Annotated in this window: 19 protein-coding genes; 3 read left to right on the forward strand and 16 right to left on the reverse strand. The window is 47.0% G+C overall.

Annotation, left to right across the window (positions count from 1 at the left end):
• The first annotated feature begins 135 nt into the window (after positions 1-135).
• Together gluQRS and RYZ26_RS19120 are read left to right on the forward strand one after the other, a co-directional pair.
• The gene (gluQRS, locus tag RYZ26_RS19115; protein ID WP_317684857.1) at positions 136-960 is read left to right on the forward strand and encodes a tRNA glutamyl-Q(34) synthetase GluQRS; all 825 of its coding nucleotides are present in this window, start codon (positions 136-138) and stop codon (positions 958-960) included.
• 70 nt (positions 961-1,030) lie between these two features.
• On the forward strand, positions 1,031-1,615 hold the full coding sequence (locus RYZ26_RS19120; RefSeq protein ID WP_317684858.1) for a tetratricopeptide repeat protein: 585 nt from the start codon (positions 1,031-1,033) through the stop codon (positions 1,613-1,615).
• Here the strand turns inward: RYZ26_RS19120 and RYZ26_RS19125 are convergent.
• The 3 genes from RYZ26_RS19125 to RYZ26_RS19135 all read right to left on the reverse strand — a co-directional run bounded on the left by RYZ26_RS19125 (position 1,612) and on the right by RYZ26_RS19135 (position 4,297).
• Positions 1,612-3,090 carry a hypothetical protein gene (locus RYZ26_RS19125; protein WP_317684859.1) on the reverse strand — a complete coding sequence of 493 codons (1,479 nt, stop codon included), beginning with the start codon at positions 3,088-3,090 and terminating at the stop codon, positions 1,612-1,614. The two genes, RYZ26_RS19120 and RYZ26_RS19125, sit on opposite strands and share 4 nt — an antisense overlap.
• An 80-nt stretch (positions 3,091-3,170) precedes the next feature.
• A complete protein-coding gene (locus RYZ26_RS19130) occupies positions 3,171-3,998 on the reverse strand; it encodes an NUDIX hydrolase (protein WP_317684860.1) in 828 nt (275 codons plus the stop codon).
• Between the two features lie 8 nt (positions 3,999-4,006).
• Positions 4,007-4,297 carry a hypothetical protein gene (locus tag RYZ26_RS19135; protein ID WP_317684861.1) on the reverse strand — a complete coding sequence of 97 codons (291 nt, stop codon included), beginning with the start codon at positions 4,295-4,297 and terminating at the stop codon, positions 4,007-4,009.
• 233 nt (positions 4,298-4,530) lie between these two features.
• Here RYZ26_RS19135 and RYZ26_RS19140 point away from each other — a divergent pair, with 233 nt between their 5' ends.
• Positions 4,531-5,391: a DMT family transporter gene (locus tag RYZ26_RS19140; protein ID WP_317684862.1), complete on the forward strand. Its 861-nt coding sequence runs from the start codon at positions 4,531-4,533 to the stop codon at positions 5,389-5,391.
• A 51-nt stretch (positions 5,392-5,442) separates the two neighbouring features.
• Here the strand turns inward: RYZ26_RS19140 and RYZ26_RS19145 are convergent, their stop codons facing one another.
• The 13 genes from RYZ26_RS19145 to RYZ26_RS19205 all read right to left on the reverse strand — a co-directional run bounded on the left by RYZ26_RS19145 (position 5,443) and on the right by RYZ26_RS19205 (position 13,968).
• Positions 5,443-5,835: a GcrA family cell cycle regulator gene (locus RYZ26_RS19145; protein WP_317684863.1), complete on the reverse strand. Its 393-nt coding sequence runs from the start codon at positions 5,833-5,835 to the stop codon at positions 5,443-5,445.
• 151 nt (positions 5,836-5,986) lie between these two features.
• Complete coding sequence (locus RYZ26_RS19150) at positions 5,987-6,352, reverse strand: hypothetical protein (RefSeq protein WP_317684864.1); 366 nt, start codon at positions 6,350-6,352, stop codon at positions 5,987-5,989.
• Between the two features lie 88 nt (positions 6,353-6,440).
• Complete coding sequence (locus tag RYZ26_RS19155; RefSeq protein ID WP_317684865.1) at positions 6,441-6,740, reverse strand: hypothetical protein; 300 nt, start codon at positions 6,738-6,740, stop codon at positions 6,441-6,443.
• Positions 6,741-6,933: 193 nt separating this feature from the next.
• Positions 6,934-7,557 carry a hypothetical protein gene (locus RYZ26_RS19160; protein WP_317684866.1) on the reverse strand — a complete coding sequence of 208 codons (624 nt, stop codon included), beginning with the start codon at positions 7,555-7,557 and terminating at the stop codon, positions 6,934-6,936.
• Positions 7,558-7,728: 171 nt separating this feature from the next.
• On the reverse strand, positions 7,729-8,283 hold the full coding sequence (locus tag RYZ26_RS19165) for a hypothetical protein (protein WP_317684867.1): 555 nt from the start codon (positions 8,281-8,283) through the stop codon (positions 7,729-7,731).
• Positions 8,283-9,584: a hypothetical protein gene (locus RYZ26_RS19170; protein ID WP_317684868.1), complete on the reverse strand. Its 1,302-nt coding sequence runs from the start codon at positions 9,582-9,584 to the stop codon at positions 8,283-8,285. Before RYZ26_RS19170 ends, RYZ26_RS19165 begins: the two co-directional genes overlap by 1 nt.
• Positions 9,585-9,709: 125 nt before the next feature.
• The gene (locus RYZ26_RS19175; RefSeq protein ID WP_317684869.1) at positions 9,710-10,180 is read right to left on the reverse strand and encodes a peptidoglycan-binding domain-containing protein; all 471 of its coding nucleotides are present in this window, start codon (positions 10,178-10,180) and stop codon (positions 9,710-9,712) included.
• Positions 10,181-10,209: 29 nt separating this feature from the next.
• Entirely contained in the window at positions 10,210-10,650 is a 441-nt protein-coding gene (locus RYZ26_RS19180) for a cell wall hydrolase (protein WP_317684870.1), read from the reverse strand.
• Between the two features lies 1 nt (position 10,651).
• The gene (locus tag RYZ26_RS19185) at positions 10,652-10,954 is read right to left on the reverse strand and encodes a hypothetical protein (RefSeq protein ID WP_317684871.1); all 303 of its coding nucleotides are present in this window, start codon (positions 10,952-10,954) and stop codon (positions 10,652-10,654) included.
• 81 nt (positions 10,955-11,035) lie between these two features.
• On the reverse strand, positions 11,036-11,338 hold the full coding sequence (locus RYZ26_RS19190) for a hypothetical protein (protein WP_317684872.1): 303 nt from the start codon (positions 11,336-11,338) through the stop codon (positions 11,036-11,038).
• A gap of 98 nt (positions 11,339-11,436) precedes the next feature.
• Positions 11,437-12,927 carry a phage terminase large subunit gene (terL, locus tag RYZ26_RS19195; RefSeq protein WP_317684873.1) on the reverse strand — a complete coding sequence of 497 codons (1,491 nt, stop codon included), beginning with the start codon at positions 12,925-12,927 and terminating at the stop codon, positions 11,437-11,439.
• Between the two features lie 92 nt (positions 12,928-13,019).
• Complete coding sequence (locus tag RYZ26_RS19200) at positions 13,020-13,664, reverse strand: CPBP family intramembrane glutamic endopeptidase (RefSeq protein ID WP_317684874.1); 645 nt, start codon at positions 13,662-13,664, stop codon at positions 13,020-13,022.
• Positions 13,657-13,968, reverse strand: a complete 312-nt coding sequence (locus RYZ26_RS19205; protein WP_317684875.1) for a hypothetical protein — start codon at positions 13,966-13,968, stop codon at positions 13,657-13,659. Before RYZ26_RS19205 ends, RYZ26_RS19200 begins: the two co-directional genes overlap by 8 nt.
• Between the last annotated feature and the right edge of the window lie 468 nt (positions 13,969-14,436).

Raw genomic sequence — 14,436 nt, forward strand, 5'->3', positions numbered from 1 at the left:
CATCAAATTACGCATAGACTTCTCCTCATAAAAAGAAGTCTTGAATCACATTCTACGCAATTTGTAAATCCACTTTGTCAACAGGACCTAACAAATCCCTATGACAAAGAAGTTACAGGCTTTATAAATATTTACATGTCAAAACATGTCACCCGCTTCGCCCCCAGCCCGACCGGATATCTCCATCTCGGCCACGCCTATAGCGCCCTTTTTGCACAAGAAAAAGGGGAACGTTTTCTGCTGCGGATCGAAGACATCGATCAAGGGAGATGCCGTCCGGAATATGTCGAAGCCATCTATGAAGACCTCGCCTGGCTGGGATTGAGCTGGGAAGAACCCGTGCGTATCCAATCGCAACATCTGAAGGACTATAAAGACGCCCTTGATCAACTGACAGACAAAGGTGTGCTCTATCCCTGTTTCTGCACCCGCAAGGACATTCAGGCCGAGATAGAACGCGCAGGTGGCGCCCCGCACGGCCCCGATGGGGTGATTTACCCTGGAACCTGTCGCAACCTGACCAAAGACCAGCAAGACGACCTGACCGCCCAAGGCAAATCCTTTGCACTGCGCCTTAATGTGGAAAAAGCCATCAATTTCGCAGGCCCCTTGAACTGGCTCGATTTGGAAAAAGGAGAACAACCCTGCAGGCCTGAAATCTTCGGCGATGTGGTTCTGGCGCGCAAAGACACGCCGACCAGCTATCACTTATCCGTCACACTGGATGATCATCTGCAAGACATCACCCTTGTAACCCGCGGCCAAGACCTGTTCGAAGCGAGCCATATTCACAGGCTTTTACAAGCCCTCCTGAACCTCAACACACCGGACTATCACCACCACGGCCTGCTGGTCGATAAAGACGGGAAACGCTTTGCCAAACGCGATAAATCCCTGACGTTGAGATCGCTCAGAGAAAGCGGTATGGACCCGCATGAACTGATCAAAACCTACCTCTAAGTGGATCGCTTGCAAAAAAAGCTCTAACCCTGTCATACTACGCTCTGTAAAAGAGCGAGGATGAAAGATTATGAAGCCTCTACTGGTTTTAATATGTTTACTGCTGCCGATATTTGCCCATGCCCAGACGGCTGTTGATGGGTATCAAGCCTATGAAACTGGCGATTACGCCAAAGCCAGAGAAATCATCCTCCCCCTCGTCGACAAAGGTGACCCTGTCGCGATGAATGCTCTGGGGAACTGGCATGCTGATGGCATCATTGTAGAGAAAAGCCGTAAAATAGCATGCGATCTGTACGAAAAAGCAGCACATAAAAACTATGCACCAGCACAAAACAATTTCTCTTTCTGTTTCGACACCTCCGGGGGCAGAAAGCGTAGCACTAAACTGCACCTTGAATGGATGACAAAAGCCGCTGAGCAATCATACGTGTATGCCCAAATTTACCTTTTGAAATGGTACCTAGATACAAACAAGGAAAAAGCCCGATATTGGGGTGAACAAGCTGCTGCGCAAAACAGCGCAACAGCCCGAACCATTCTTTGGTTATCAAACCTAGATCAAAACATTCCTCCTGTCAGCATTACAGAAATCGCCTGCGTCATAACCAAAATTTCAATTTTGAAACAAGGCTGGCAAAGTTGTGATGGTTAATACTCGCGGTCATGTTTCTCCTGTAGAATACCTTCTACTGTATTTTTTGTACCGACCTGAATTCCCTGACCGATCAATTGATCGTTCAAGACTTCCACATCTTTGGGCAATAATCGTTTGGACCAGTTTTTACCAAACCGATTGGCAATCAAATCCTTAATCTCGCCTGCGCCAAGTTTCACCCCATTGGTTCCGGCAAGACTGGTTAGTCCCATGATGACCGCACCAATTTGCTGACCGTCACGTGACACGCCCATCTTTTCCAGGTCTTTGGATATTTTCCCGGCATTGCTCAAAGCACCCTGGATGGGATTGATATTGACCAGGTCTTCAACATATTTCCCAGCGGTTTTGCCTTTGTAAATTGAAGGAACATGATTTTCCCGCATCTTGCGTTGACGTGTTTTCTCCACCCCTTCCAACTGTTCTGCATCCCCACCGGAAAGCACAAGCGCCCCATGAGCTGCATCCGCTGTTGTATTAAAGAACGCCTGCTTTGCTTCTGAGACAATATAGGACCCCGCGCCCGCTTCCCGCGAAGCCTTGATCGCGTTGCGTGTCACCTGCGCTTCTTCGTGTGGTTTGCGGTTTGGATGTGCAAATTTACGTTTTTTCATCTGATAGGCACGATAGGCCGCTTTGTCTTCCTCCGGCAGTTTTGCAAAGCCTTCCGGATCGTTCATCAACATGTGAAGCATGTCTTCAAAGGCATCTTCTTCCAACCCTGCGTGACGCTTTTGTCGGATTAAAGCTGCCGTTTCTTTTGAATAGTTTTTCGGTCGTGCCATCTTGTTATCAGGTGTTTGGGCCGATAGATTTTCTTTGCTATCCCCTGCATCAGATTTCATGCCAAAGGGCTTAATCTGATCTGGCCTCAGCACAGCCTTGGGCGGGATCATCTTTCCAGTTTCATCGTAGGCCACGTCTCCCGGATAGGCACGCTTAAATTCATTTTTCACATGTTTTAAATAAGCGGGGTCTTTCTTTTGGTAAAGTTTGTTGTCCAGCAAGCCTTGTAGTGCCTGCTGCGTTGTTTTGGGCTTCTTCAGGTCCTCCACCTGTTCCCACAGTTTATCCATCTCAGCTTTTGACTTCTGGGGGATATTTGTATCCGGCTTAGCCTGAAAGGAAGCTGACGCCTGATAAGACTTATCCGCTGTCTGGGTCACCTTTACATTTGACGCCAGAGGTTCGGCCTTTTGTTCTGCCAACGCCGATGAAATTGCTTGCTCGGTTGGGCCGCCCATATTGATGACGCCATCCACTTTCAAACCTTGTGCGTCCTGAAAGGCTTTCACACTGTTGGGTAAGGAGAACTCACTCTCGCCATTCTGACCAAAATATCCCAAATCCGACAGGGCAGAACCCGTCTTGATAGCATCGGGGGAAGACATCGGCGTTTCAGGTGTATAAGGCCCTTCAACCTTAAACAAATCACCTGCACGTCCGCCCATATTATTCAAAAAATCAAACATCTTTTTTCCTTTGCTTAAGGCACAAAAAAACGCCCTTCAAAAAGAAGGGCGCATCCACTTTAAATCGTTAATTTCTTCGTCTAACTTCGCAAACCACGAACCAATTGTTCATAGTCAACTTCCTCGTCCGGATTGATGTAGCCATGACGGATGAGGAAGTCGATGATGACGAGGTTGCAGTTGAATTTGAAATTGCCGCCACCGTGCACATGGTCGGCCAGTTCCTCAAGAGACCAGAGGTAAAATTCTTCAGTCTCTCCATCCGTATTTACGGGCGTGAAATTTTCTGGCAGTTCCAGGTCATAGCAGAACATCACATCCGGCTTGATCCCGCCTTCGGTTTCCATGATGTAACTGATCGCGCCTACCGGCGTTGCTTTCTTTGCAAGCTCTGCCGGGATGTTGGCTTCTTCGGCGCATTCCTTGATGATATTATCCATCAGGCTCAGGCCTGCTGGCTGACCGCCAGCGACGATATTGTCATACATGCCGGGGCAAATGGCGCGGTCCATGGATCGTTTTCCCACCCAGACCTTGATACCCTCATCCGTTCTGACAAATCCATTGATATGCACCCCATAAGCCCGGATACCGAAAAAGGAAACCGCACAGCGTTCGATCTCAAACACAGCAGCTGTGCCGAAAGACTGGTTCACCGCATAAAGCTCATCACGCCAATGTTTGATTATGCCTTTTTGATAAAGATCTGCGCAGACAGCCGCCATTCCATCCTGGGACAGCAGCTGCACCGCCCCATTTTCCAGATGAAAAACATCCGGATAGGCTTTCAACAGATCAACACGGTCACGGCGCACCCAGCCAATCTGCTCACCAGCCATCGTCAGGAAAGGAACAAACCGTGACAGGTCATGGGCATTGCACTGTTTAATATGATCCAGAAAAGCCATCGAAAATTTTATCCTTTTTCAGAAACAAGCACACAAGTGACATCGGGGAACTGTCGCATAGCCTGCGCCATTTGTTGAGCAAGTTTTTGATCAATCCCTTTGACCTGAAAATCCATCTGCAGTTCCTGCGTCTCATCATCCACCACAGCATGCAGACGGCTGATCATCAGCCCACGCTTGGCAACGGGCTGGCAAAGTTTCGGCAAGATCGCAGGCTCGGCATGAGCAAAAACGGAAAAACACATGGTTTGAACTTTGGATGCGACCATGTTTCGCATCATCGGTGCAGCAGAAGACATCTCGCGCACGCTCCATATAAAACTTTAATAATCTACGAATAGCTTCGTCCCGGCTCTATCAGAGAACCGGGTTGATAATTCGAGAGACCATAAGTCGTTTTATATGTGCCATCTGTGTCATGCGCATAAGCATGTAATTATATTGCGCAGTTGTCAAGTATGGCTTTTTCTTGCAATTCAGATCGTTTCCAGTACTGTCCCTTTTCCTGACCAAATGAACAGATATCCATTCCATGAAAAATAAACCCGACCATATTCAAGGCCTGATCTTTGCGACCCTTGGGGCATTGGCCCTGACGCCGGATGGGCTATTGGTACGTCTGGTTGGTACGGAAGAATGGACCATTGTCTTTTGGCGCGGGGTTTTCATCGCGATCGGACTGTTCATTGCGCAGGCTTTCAAATTCAAAAAAGATATCCTGAAACGCTTTCCGCCCAACAGTGTCAAAGAATGGTGTGCTGCCATCATGGCTTCCCTTGGCACCATGACCTTTGTCATGTCCATCAAACATACGACGGTGGCCAACACACTGGTGATTTTATCCACCATGTCGTTGTTCGCCGCACTCTTCAGTATGATTTTCCTGCGTGAACGCATTGCCCTTCGCACCTGGATTGCCATGTTCTTTGCCATCTGCGGGATCGTGATTGTCTTTATTGATGATGTCTCCGGCGATGATATGCTGGGTAAGCTCTTTGCCTTGGCTTGCGCCTTTGTAACCGCAGCCAACATGACCCTGATCCGCAGTGAAAAAGCGATGAATGTGCCATCCGTCTTTGCTTGGGGGGGATTGCTCATCACAGTGCCTGCGCTTTATTTCGCGCCCCATCTGGCGGTTAATGCACAAGCCAGTGTAACGTTGATGGTCATGGGCGGCTTAAATGCCATCGCCTTTGTCCTGATCGGGGCGGGGGCAAAACGCATTCCATCGCCCGAAGTCAGTCTGTTAATGCTGCTGGAAACCATTCTGGGTCCCGTCTGGGTCTGGTTTATTTTGCAGGAAATCCCGTCCCAAAACGCACTGATCGGCGGAGCCGTTGTGGTCACCACACTGGCCCTTCATTCCTTTGCCAGCCTGAAACGTCGGGCATAAAAAAAGCGCCCCACCATAGGAGGCGCCTTCTTTTAAATTCCGGTCGAAAGATTAAACTTTTTGGGCTTGCGCGACTTTCTTCTTGTCGTCTTTCACATTGCGCACATAAGCCTGTTCACAATGCATTTCGCAATAAGGTTTGCCTTCTGTCGCCTTTTCACCGCAGAAGTGAAAGCCAGGGGAGCCTGGATCACCGATTGGCCAGGCACACATGCCCGGGCGCAGCTTGTCCATTGTAATGACTTCTGGCTCTGGCGCTTTTTTCTTTTTCGCAGGTTTGCGTTGGATTGGGGATTGGCGCTTGGGCAGACCAAGACGGTGAACTTTACCGACAACGGCATTTTTAGTCACATCAAGACGACGCCCGATTTCACTTGTGGCAATGCCTTCGTTCCAGAGTTGCGTCAGCGTCTCAATACGTTCAGGCGTCCAATCTACACTCATACTCAATCCTTAAAAGGTCAGTTGTTCTCGCGCATCAACACTGTAACACAATGTGGCTGCAAGAACGATACATCATCTGCATCTCAAAAAAGTGCGCGCACATTACAAAATCTGTATCGTTCAAGCAACATGGAAAAGAAAGAATTTGGCCTTAAGAGGCTTTTTCCTCAACTTTCACCGCCAATCCACATTTTTTATCTGCCAATCTGCGCGCAGCATCAGCAATCTGATCGGAGACTCCAGCCTCTTTCAGTTTGCCACGCAGGTAATCCATCTGATCCGGGTTATTCTCGCGCAAATAACACGACACGTCAGCCAGCACCCGGATTTTATCCATACGCGTTTCACTTTCCTTATAGCGTTCAATGGCGGATTTCACCACCTCGGCCGTTTCGCCCACACGGGTTGCATTATTGGCAATGAACCCAAGGACAGCCCCCGCTGTTACCCCTTCCAGAAAACAGGCGCCAACCAGCACCCCGACCCCCAAAAGTGCAGCAATTGATTTCATCTTCATAAGTTTCCTCCTGACATAAAAAAACACCCCACTGCCAAGGGGCAGGAGGTGCATTGAAAATTTGATTTAAAAGTTGTGTTAGATAAGGTCAGACACTGGGGGGCGGAGCAAAATAGTTTCCGACAAAATAGGCTACAAGAACCAGAAGCATCATCCCCAGCAGAATTTTTCCGTCACGCCATTGTTTGCGATAAAAGGAAAGGAGAGCAAAAACAAACCCGGCCACAAAGGCAAGGAAGCTTAAGGAAAATGACGCACTATATACCCAGATATAGGTGATCATATCCTCCCGGCCCATCCCTTCACTATCATAATAGAACATGTAGGGAAAGTTTGAGAGAACCGCCAACCAACTTCCATAGACACCAACTTTTAAAATCTTGCTCATGCTCTCAATTCCTGTGGATTCAATTCATCATTTGAATATCCATAGCACAAGAAAAGACAGCTCCGTCTTAACGTCTGTTAATTCACGGACATACTTGTTGGCTTTCCCAATCGTCAAAGGACTTTTTTCGAAGAACACATCTTACTGCGCTCACTCTGGTGGTCCAAATCGGATCAAGGTCAATATACTAGCACTATTTGTTTTTTATCAATGAAGCGGCAATCCCTCCCCAGGCATTCAAAACTCTGCTTGCAGAAGTTTGGCCGTCATCCCATGGCAAAGGAGGTTCGACAAATACAGCTTTAAAACGATCCCATTTTGTTGGACGTTCCGTTACATCGTCAGTGGGAACAGGTGGCCCCATATGTTGATAAAAATTACCTTTGGGTGCCTCAATTTCCATCGACCTCGCTGCAATGACAAAATCAACACACTCCCAATTTTTCTGTGGCGTTAAACCACCGACTTCAAAGAAATTTCGTTTCGGCAGAGGCCCGAAACCTTCGAAGTTTATATCTGGACATGTGACAACTTTTTCACGATATTGCATTCCTTGTTTACGAGAATACCAGAGATAAAGTGACAGTCGCATTTGGTAATAATGCACATCTTCAAAAATAAAATTAAATCCATGCAGATCTCCTTTTTGATCTGGCCATGGATAAGGAACAAATTGATCATAATCAAAAGTGCCATTGTATAGAATGGGAATACGTAACGTACTCCCACTCAGGACAGGTTTTCCTACGACAGGCAGAGCGCTCTCATTATCATATATCAGGTTCCCTGTAAGAGCTTCTGCACGATCCTTTTTCATTTTCTCTTCCTCAAGACCGTAACGGTCAATTTGTGCTAGGCAACGCGAACCGTGTTCCCGTCAATTACGGGCTCCCCCACCACAGCTATTAAAGGGTCTTCGCAATCATAACCATCTTTCCAAAGACTTTCTTCCGTCACCGGCCATCGCGTCTGACCATTTATCTCGTCCTTAAGGCAGCGGTGGCTCAATGAAACGAGCTTTTAAACGGTCCCAACGAGTCGGGCGCTGGTGGTATTTGCCGTAGTCCAGTTTATCCGTCATATGAGCCAGAACATCCCCATCAGGAATTTCCAGTTCCATAGATTTGGCATAAGCAACACAGGTGACAAAGTCCCAGTTTTTGGTTGGTGCGAGTGTCTCAATTTCAAATCTATTTGTTTCACCCTCAATTTCCGGAAAATCTGTTATTTCAATAATTTTATGCCGATCTAAAGAAAGCAACGGTAAATAAAGATATGACCCGTCATAATGAAATTGATAGGCAAGTATGAACTCAGTTACACCTTCAAAAACAATATTGACATCAAATAAAGCCTTCCATTTTGGAAATTTTTTGCTGTATTCATCAAGATATGGTGGATATCCATTACATTCAAAAAGTAAGTTGTGGATAACGGGAAGACGTACTGTATTCCCGTCAATAATCGGTTTATCCACGATGGTTGCAACATCAACCCCGCCGCCATACAAGTCATCTGTCGTTAAAGGCCATCTGGTTCGCATTATTTTACCTTTCTCAAGATGTGAACATAAGGATTTTCAATACGTGTCTTTCCATCAGATTGATACATGTCATATAGATCGAACCTAGAAGGAATTTTCTTAGATTTGAACTCTAAAACTTCGAAACCCATTGCCTGCAGTTCCTTTCTTGAGAGTTTATTTACAAAGGGGTTACTGGCATTACCAACGACAGTCAAAATCCCCCCTGGCTCTAGCATCCGATGAGCTTCACGGAATTGAAATTCCGTCTGTTTTTTATTCCAGACACCCCGTGCGGCTCTCAGTGGTTGTGTGTCCCCTTCTAGATGGCTAGGCCTATCATAATGGGGATTAGGTAAATCCATTCCCTCCAGACTATTATCTTTATTTGCCCATTTTGCATTCGGTTCATCCCAAGCAGGCAGTCGACCTTTCACGTTTCGCCCGATACCCAATGCCTTCATATCTATACCGCCTGCACTCGGTTCAGAGTGTTTTACCCTTCCTGTCCCAGACATATAGACCATGATTTTCTTGGGTTTGAGTTTACTCTGAATCTCAGCACTAATTTGTTCACCCCTGACTTTCCCTTTCGCAAGACCAAATGGTGACAGGTTTTCGCCAATTTCAATGGCATTGTTGAACTTGCGTGCAGCCCCTTCATCCATGTCCACCAACAGACGTTCGGCAAATTCGCGATTGTTCTCAGCGGCCCCTTTGGGATCAAGGAAATTCCCATATTCCTCTTTCTCCCCCAGAACATTCATCAAGGCACCGCCTTGTTTTTTACTCAGGCTTCCCTGATCAACCCGTTGATTGATCTCTGCGCGCAGGTTGGCAAAGTCTGAAGATTTTGCTTGCAGGGTTCGGTTCATCAAATCCAGCGTATCACGTTTCATCGCCGGACCTTTCACACCAAATTTCACCCATTCACTGTTTGGATTTTCAGGGATTTTAAATTGTCCATTTTCCATTTGAGAGACCAGATCACTCGCTATTTGTTCCTTTTGCTGATTCTTATATGAAAGGGCCAGAGCTGTTTTTTCTTCACCATCAGAAACCGTGTAGGAAAAGCGATCCTCGCCACTATATTCCTCATTCGAACTGGTGGTTTGTGCCTGCAGTTCACCATCCGGGTCAAATGGGCGTACATCCTGAGGGCGGATAACCGATTTGGGCTGTATCATTTTACCGGTTTCGTCATGTTGCACGTCACCGGGAAGGGCGCGTTTCCATTCTTCCTGCACATGTTTGATCATGGCCGGGTCCTGTTGTTTTGCATAAAGCGGATGCGCCATGAGGGAGCCAATGCGTGCCTCCACGCTCTCACCTTCTGGGATAATCGCCTTTTGGGTTTTGGCTTTTTGCAGTTTTTCAACCTCTTCCCACTGCTTTTTTGTCGGCATCTTGGCTTTCGGGGCATTTGCCAGAGGGTCCGCCAATCCCGTCATAGGATCAATTTTTGTCGCCGGAACTGACTTTGGCTTTTTGGCTTTTTGGCTTGCGCTACCGGATTTGATGCTGACCAAAATGCTTGGGGAGCATCCTTAGATGGTTTCGTCGCATTCGGATGAAAGGGAACTGATTTTGCGCTCTCTAATAAATCCGTTGTGGAAATACTCTGATTTTCCAAAGCCTGGCTCAAAGCATTCTGCGTTGGACCATCGGGTTTCATCACCCCGTCAACCTTCAAACCATTATCAGATTGAAAGCTCTTCAACCCGTCAATCATATTCATATCAGGAATGTCGGTAATGCCAAAATCAGGCACATCATACTTCCCAACCGCATTGAGGGCGGATTTGGTTTTGATGACATCGTCACCAAACATATTACTGTCGGAACTGATCGTGCTTCCCACATTAAAGAAATTGGAAACACCGGACGAAAAATTGTCCCAAAATGACGTTTTGGCCATAGGGGAAACTCCTCTCATTCTAACGTACTTTACGGAATGTCTTTATAGAAAACATGATGCCCCACTTCTGCACAGGGGATCTGGTTTCGGGCCCATGCGGGCAGCAGGCCAGTACGGTGATAGTGGGTGGCACCTTTGGTCGGGTCTTTCAGGGCACCGAAGACAGCGCGGCGTGCAATGCGGCAACATGTCGCAAAGATTTTGTTTTTCCCATCGATGGTAAGGATTTTTTCGCGGTTGGGGTCATTCACGTTCCAGCAGGAAAACTGCCAGGGACGCAGACAGACATTTTCCACATCAGCCCCCCACCAGTAACCACCGCGCTGAATTGCTTTTTCAACCCGGTTGATGATCACAGCGGCCACGGCTTCCAAGCCACGGACCTTTTCCCCACGTGCTTCGCCATAGAGGGTGCGTGCCAACGTATCGATGGCATCTTCGGGAGATTTTGTATAACGAGATTGTGTCATGTCAGTTCCTTTCACGTGGGGTTTGGTCCAGTTTATTTTCGATACGCACCAGATGGCCGGTGAGGCGGCGTTCAACATCTTTCATGTAAGCGATCGAGGCATAGTTTTTCGCGACTTCCAATTTGTAAGCCGATAAGTTTTCGCGGGCATTGCTGAATGAAATTTCCGTATGTTCGCGCAGGTCCGATATCTCGTTATCGAAGTCCTGACGATTACGCCAAATCATCCAAAACAGACTGGCCATAGCGGGAAGTTCGACGGCTGTGATCCACCAGATCAGGTCGATGGTCCAGCTTCCTTTCATAAGAATTCTCCTTTTATCCATAAAAAAACGCCCTGCGAATTGCAGAGCGTTCAATCCATTTTATGCGTTAATGTTTAAGCGTCAGACACCTTGATCCAGATCACCGGGGCCTTTCAAACTTTCCCAGGCTTCCCCGGCACTGACCACACAGGCCACACCTGTTGGGCGGGTTACAAGGATTGTCCAGCTTCCCTTGTTTGAAGCAAATATTTCAACCACGCCACCATTCCCCGCCAGTCCCATTGAGATGGGCACCTCGTGATAGCGTTTTTTCAACGTATCAATGATGTCCACCCGTTCACCACACAGGTTTTGCGCAACAGCGGGAAAAGCGAAGGATACCAGCACGGCGCTGATGGAAAGCATTTTGATGATGCGTTTCATAATATCCTCCTGGTTTCATGAATATGTTAAAACTAATATGGCGATTGGTCATACCAATTACAAGTCACGCTACATCACTTAAATGTGAAACCCTTGATTTATAATTCAAAATCAGTTTTCGCCATATGATTGCCAGAGCCACCGCCCCAATGTTTCATCTGCTTGCCATCCAGATCACTCAACGGCGTGCGCGGCAGACGAACAGGTTCTGCTGCCAGACAACCCGCGACCGCATCCAGCGCATCATCACGCGCTGAAATATTGGGCACCCACTCCCGCATTTCAGTCGGAAACGATGTTTTCCAAACGGTTCGATGCACTTTCAACGCACGGAACGCCAGCACCACATCAAAAGCTGCAAGAATGCGTTCTGCCTTGTTGCTGCGCGAATGTTTTTCAATCACAGCACACGTGACATTTGCCTTTTCAAACTCACGACGCAACAATCCGGGCAGGAACTTGCCGACCCCATTGGTTTCCAGACAGACCGAAGGCAGATAATATTCCTTCACGAAAGCCACCACCTGCCGACACAATTGGGTGGCTTCATCGGCCTGGCTCAGCTGATTTGGGTCATGGGTCATATAACGCAGACCATGGAGCCAATATCCCCCATCTTCATCGGTATAAACAGCCGCGATGACACTGGCGTCCCCCTTATTGGGAGAGCCAAAAGAGGGATCCCACCAGCAACTGGACGAAACAAGTTTCTTCCCTTCAAGGGACAAGGACGCCATCTGGTTATGTTCGCTATAATCCAGATCGGCTTCATAAAGGGTCATCAGGTCTGGATCCAACCGGCTTTCCGAAATATTGACCGGGCGCAACATCATCTGACTTTCAAACTTGTTCTTCCCGGTACGACGTCGAATGGCTTCGATGTTACCGTCGGGAAAACGATCCGGCCATTGGCTATGACCATTCTGGTCCAACAAAGGCAGTTTAAATCGATCAAAGCCCAACAAAAACGGTTCTTCATTATCCTGAACCTCATCCCCGTAGATCGTATAAAATGTATGCGGCGTGCCGACATAAAGCTGCAGACCACCGGGCACCAGAACATAGTCAATTTCCTGCAAACGCGCGCGCAGGTCCAATCGCTTGGGCGCACTGTCGCAAGTGTTGGGAACTTCAACGTCATCACAGATCACCACATCTGCCCGCGATCCGGTAATATTGGCACCAATACCTTTTGCCAACATGGAGGGATCACGCAATTCACTGGGCCGATTGACGGTAAACTGATCAGACGCCCATTGTTCCTTGCGCTTTGGCTTCAAACGTTTGGTCAAAGGGTGACGCTCTATAATGCGTTTTACGTTACGCACCATCTTTTTTGCCAAGGCAAAGTCAGCCGCCATCACCATGATACGACGATCCGCATCCTGATACAGCAACCAGGCACAGAATAGACCGACCAAAGTACTTTTTCCGCTATTTCGAAACGCCATAAGCAAGAGTTCACGCCTGTTGGTCGTCCAGGCATCATCCAGCCAGCGACATATTTTCAAATGATGCGGGGGCATGGACAATCCCTGAAGCAGATCCCACAACATGACGAATTCCGGGAAGGCCACGCGGTTCTTCATTTTTCTTTTTCTCCTTCAAACATCGGACAACAAAAAACCGCCTCACAGCCTGTGAGACGGTTCACCTTCAATAATTTAATTAATATTTTTGCTTAAAAATAAGACGGGGCAAAAAACCAGACATTCACCAATGTATGGGCCACCACCACGAATAAAAACGATTGGGTCCGGCGATAAAAATACATCAGAACCAGACCAAAGACTGCCGCTGTCACAGTTCCCACCAGCCCTTGAGGGAAATGCATAAAGGCAAACAACAAGGTGGAAAGCACATAAAGCTTTGTGACAGGCCAGTTCTTAACTTCGGCAATTTTGACGAACGCGACACGGAAGATACTTTCCTCTGACAAGCTGACCAGGATCAAACCCAAGGTCAGGTCAAATTTCAGCAACAGATCATTTTCAATTTTCGGAAAACCAACCGGGTCGAACAGCAGACTGTCAAAATTCTCTGCGGCTTCTGTCTGTGTTACGATTTTTTCAAGCACAAGCAGGACAATGATGATCCCGCTTGCCCAGAAAACATCTTTCAAACGGCTCTGACCTTTAAACAGACCGTTCATCCCAAACGTCAGCACAAAGAAACCAATGAGAAACGCACGTAGAAGATAGTCCGCAAGATAAACCTGCGACCCATCCAAAAAGAACTTCATCGCCCCTAAATAAGAGACGACAACCAGCAAAATCAACGCGGTAAGTTGGGGGATATCAAGTTTGGTCATATTGTGATTAGACACCACTGCCCACCAAAATCATCAGGAAAAATAGAAAACCCAGTGGAAAAAAATAAAGCAGAACGTTTTTAATCGCATACAAGGATTCACCAATCCATAGACAGCGAACAAGACTCCAGGTATTCGCAACTGCCGCCAATGTCACTGAGAAAAAAACAGACAAGCCTGAATACCGATAGGGAATATCATTTTTCCAGAATTCAAATTCACCAAAACTGAACTCTACGGCTGCAACTAATGCACAAACCAAAGATATTGAACACAAGATCAGACTTACTTTGAATGATTTTGGCATATTATTCATCATAAACAGTCATCTCGCTCAGACCGTCGGAAACGGAACAATGTGCACGGTCATATACCAGAAAAAGATGATAAGAAAACCGCTGACAGTGCCTAACAAAAATTGCTTCCATTTCTTCAAAAACAGATTCGTCAAACTATAAAAAATCGAAGTTAAAATAGATACCGCTCCAATCAGGTGCCAAAATATGAATAGCAAGATAACCAATGTGTATTCCAGATTAAAAAGCGGAGAGAAAAACGCCGTAAGAAGTAGCCCGTTAAGAACGACCGTTGTAACAAACAGTATCTTCAACAACATGTAAAACCGTGTCATTTCAATGACCTTTGAGAGAATGCACAAGGAGGATATCCTCCCCCTTGTAACACTAGGTAAAGTTTAGATGGAATAGTTCCGATCCGATCTGACAGCCGACCTTGAAAAAGGGCGGGTTACCCGTTTTGATGAAGGTGCAACTCCTTAAACATCAAA

The organism is Terasakiella sediminum, from assembly GCF_033100395.1.
In the GTDB taxonomy this organism is placed as follows: Bacteria; Pseudomonadota; Alphaproteobacteria; order Rhodospirillales; family Terasakiellaceae; genus Terasakiella.

What these genes read in the sequence shown, in the direction of transcription:
- gluQRS (WP_317684857.1), top strand. Translation starts at nt 136, where the DNA reads ATGTCAAAACATGTCACCCGCTTCGCCCCCAGCCCGACCGGATATCTC.
- RYZ26_RS19120 (WP_317684858.1), top strand. Translation starts at nt 1,031, where the DNA reads ATGAAGCCTCTACTGGTTTTAATATGTTTACTGCTGCCGATATTTGCC.
- RYZ26_RS19125 (WP_317684859.1), bottom strand. Translation starts at nt 3,090, where the DNA reads ATGTTTGATTTTTTGAATAATATGGGCGGACGTGCAGGTGATTTGTTT.
- RYZ26_RS19130 (WP_317684860.1), bottom strand. Translation starts at nt 3,998, where the DNA reads ATGGCTTTTCTGGATCATATTAAACAGTGCAATGCCCATGACCTGTCA.
- RYZ26_RS19135 (WP_317684861.1), bottom strand. Translation starts at nt 4,297, where the DNA reads ATGTCTTCTGCTGCACCGATGATGCGAAACATGGTCGCATCCAAAGTT.
- RYZ26_RS19140 (WP_317684862.1), top strand. Translation starts at nt 4,531, where the DNA reads ATGAAAAATAAACCCGACCATATTCAAGGCCTGATCTTTGCGACCCTT.
- RYZ26_RS19145 (WP_317684863.1), bottom strand. Translation starts at nt 5,835, where the DNA reads ATGAGTGTAGATTGGACGCCTGAACGTATTGAGACGCTGACGCAACTC.
- RYZ26_RS19150 (WP_317684864.1), bottom strand. Translation starts at nt 6,352, where the DNA reads ATGAAGATGAAATCAATTGCTGCACTTTTGGGGGTCGGGGTGCTGGTT.
- RYZ26_RS19155 (WP_317684865.1), bottom strand. Translation starts at nt 6,740, where the DNA reads ATGAGCAAGATTTTAAAAGTTGGTGTCTATGGAAGTTGGTTGGCGGTT.
- RYZ26_RS19160 (WP_317684866.1), bottom strand. Translation starts at nt 7,557, where the DNA reads ATGAAAAAGGATCGTGCAGAAGCTCTTACAGGGAACCTGATATATGAT.
- RYZ26_RS19165 (WP_317684867.1), bottom strand. Translation starts at nt 8,283, where the DNA reads ATGCGAACCAGATGGCCTTTAACGACAGATGACTTGTATGGCGGCGGG.
- RYZ26_RS19175 (WP_317684869.1), bottom strand. Translation starts at nt 10,180, where the DNA reads ATGGCCAAAACGTCATTTTGGGACAATTTTTCGTCCGGTGTTTCCAAT.
- RYZ26_RS19180 (WP_317684870.1), bottom strand. Translation starts at nt 10,650, where the DNA reads ATGACACAATCTCGTTATACAAAATCTCCCGAAGATGCCATCGATACG.
- RYZ26_RS19185 (WP_317684871.1), bottom strand. Translation starts at nt 10,954, where the DNA reads ATGAAAGGAAGCTGGACCATCGACCTGATCTGGTGGATCACAGCCGTC.
- RYZ26_RS19190 (WP_317684872.1), bottom strand. Translation starts at nt 11,338, where the DNA reads ATGAAACGCATCATCAAAATGCTTTCCATCAGCGCCGTGCTGGTATCC.
- terL (WP_317684873.1), bottom strand. Translation starts at nt 12,927, where the DNA reads ATGAAGAACCGCGTGGCCTTCCCGGAATTCGTCATGTTGTGGGATCTG.
- RYZ26_RS19205 (WP_317684875.1), bottom strand. Translation starts at nt 13,968, where the DNA reads ATGATGAATAATATGCCAAAATCATTCAAAGTAAGTCTGATCTTGTGT.